Genomic DNA, 2,524 nt, shown 5'->3' on the forward strand with positions numbered 1-2,524 from the left:
GCATCCGCTTCCATGACGCGGCCGAGCCGGTGCTGCTGTTCGAGCGCGCGCGGGGTGCCGGCCCGGCGCTGGTGCTGGCCTTCAATCTGGGCGACACGCCAGTCAGCCTGCCGTTGCCGGCCAAGCTTGGCATGCTGCTACCCGTCAACGGCACACCCATTGCCCCTGCGGAACTGTTGGAAGCTTCAGGCGATGCGCACTGCGCCGGCGGCCGCTGCTGGCTGTTGCCGGCGCATGGCGCGGCGATTGCTGTCACTGCCGCTTGAGGCCATCCAAACATCCCTGCCCGGTTGCCGCGTATTGCGGTAGATTGGCCCTCACTTCTGCACAGGACTGTTGCCGCCGCGCATGACCGCTTTACCCGTGCCAGATGCCCAGCCCGGCGCCCAGCCCGGCCCCTCACTCGGCGCTTTCCCCGGCGCCCCTTCGGCTGACCTCGTTGCCGCGCTGCAGCGCGCCGAATCGGCCGACCCGTTTGCCGTGCTCGGCCCGCATCGCCTGGCCGATGCATCGCCAGGCTGGGCGCTGCGGGTGCTGTTGCCCGGCGCCGTCCAGGTCAGCGCCGTGACACCCAAGGGCGCATTGCTTGCGCCCTTGCGCTGCGTGACCGGCAGCGACCTGTGGTGCGGCGTGCTGCCCGCGTCCGAAACCGCGCCCGACTACCGCCTGCAGATCGACTGGGGCACGCACCAGTCGCGGCTCGACGACGCCTACCGCTTTGGCTCGCAGCTGCGCGAGACGGACCTCTGGCTGCTGTCAGAAGGCACGCACCTGCGGCCTTACGAGGCGCTGGGCGCGCATCCGCTGGACGTCGGCGGCGTAGGGGGGGTGCGCTTCGCCGTCTGGGCGCCGTCGGCGCGGCGGGTCTCGGTGGTCGGCAGCTTCAACAGCTGGGATGGTCGGCGCCACGCGATGCGGCTGCACCCTGCCAGCGGCGTGTGGGAGATCTTCATCCCGCACGTGGCCGAGGGCGACCTGTACCGCTTCGAACTGGTGGGGGCCGACGGTCGGCTGCGCCTGAAGTCCGACCCATACGCCAACCGTGCCGAGCTGCGGCCCAGCACCGCCTCCATCGTGCAGCGGCTGCCTGCCGGCGTGGCCAGCAGCCCGCTGCGCCGCCGTGCCAACGCGCTGGACGCGCCCATCAGCATCTATGAAGCGCACCTGGGCTCGTGGCGCCGCGGGCCGGACAACCGCTGGCTGAGCTACCGCGAACTGGCCGCGCAGCTGGTGCCCTACGTGCGCGACATGGGCTTCACCCACATCGAGCTGCTGCCGGTGCAGGAGCACCCGTTCGATGGCTCGTGGGGCTACCAGCCCACCGGCCTGTTTGCGCCCACCTCGCGCTTTGGGTCGCCGGAAGACTTCAAGCACTTTGTCGACACCGCCCACGCTGCCGGCCTGGGCGTGATCCTCGACTGGGTGCCGGCCCATTTCCCGACCGACGAACACGGCTTGGCCCAGTTCGACGGCACCCATCTCTACGAACACGCCGACCCGCGCGAGGGTTTCCACCCCGACTGGCAGACGCTGATCTACAACTACGGCCGCCGCGAGGTGCGCAACTTCCTGATCGGCAACGCGCTGTACTGGATCGAGCGCTTCGGCATCGACGGGTTGCGGGTGGACGCGGTGGCCTCGATGCTTTACCGCGACTACAGCCGCAAGGAAGGCGAGTGGATTCCGAACCAGCACGGCGGCCGCGAGAACCTGGAAGCCATCTCCTTCCTGCGGCGCATGAACCGGGCCATCGGCATCGAGCGGCCCGAGGCCATCATGATCGCCGAGGAGTCCACCTCGTTTGCCGGCGTCAGCCGCCCGCCGTCTGACGACTGCGAATCCGGCGGCCTGGGCTTCCACTACAAGTGGAACATGGGCTGGATGAACGACACGCTGCGCTACCTGGCGCGCGACCCGGTGCACCGCAGCTTCCACCAGGACGAGCTGCGCTTCTCGCTGGTCTATGCCTTCAGCGAAAACTTCATGCTGCCGCTCTCGCACGACGAAGTGGTGCACGGCAAAGGCTCGCTGCTGCGCAAGATGCCGGGCAACGATTGGCGCCGCTTTGCCAACCTGCGTGCGGCCTACGGCTACATGTGGGGCCACCCTGGCAAGAAGCTGCTCTTCATGGGCAACGAGATCGGCCAGTGGGGCGAGTGGAACGCCGAAGCCCAGCTGGACTGGCCGCTGCTGGAGCGCGAGCCGCATGCCGGCCTGCAGCGCCTGGTGCGCGACCTGAACCTGGTGTTGCGCCACCACCCGGCGCTGTACCAGCGCGACGTGTCCGGCGACGGCTTCGAGTGGCTGCGCCATGACGATGCCGCCAGCTCGGTGCTGGCCTTTGTGCGCAAGGCCGGCGGTGATGCACCGCCGGTGGTTGTCGTCAGCCACTTCACACCCGAGGTGCGCCATGGCTACCGCATTGGCCTGCCGCAGGGCGGCCAGTGGGAATCGCTGCTGAACACCGATGACGCGGCCTACGGCGGCAGCGGCGTGTCGCCCGGGCCGCTGCAGGCCGAAGCCG

The 2,524-nt window shown here is 69.3% G+C and carries 1 protein-coding gene and 1 pseudogene; both read left to right on the forward strand.

Annotation, left to right across the window (positions count from 1 at the left end):
• Nucleotides 1-266 (forward strand): annotated as a pseudogene (locus FKP22_RS27025) (DUF3459 domain-containing protein); the annotation flags it as partial.
• An 82-nt stretch (nucleotides 267-348) separates the two neighbouring features.
• On the forward strand, nucleotides 349-2,524 hold a 2,176-nt coding region (glgB, locus tag FKP22_RS27030), incomplete at its 3' end, for a 1,4-alpha-glucan branching protein GlgB (protein WP_141291051.1).

The sequence above is a fragment of the Ideonella azotifigens genome (genome assembly GCF_006519715.1).
Lineage (GTDB): Bacteria > Pseudomonadota > Gammaproteobacteria > Burkholderiales > Burkholderiaceae_C > Ideonella > Ideonella azotifigens.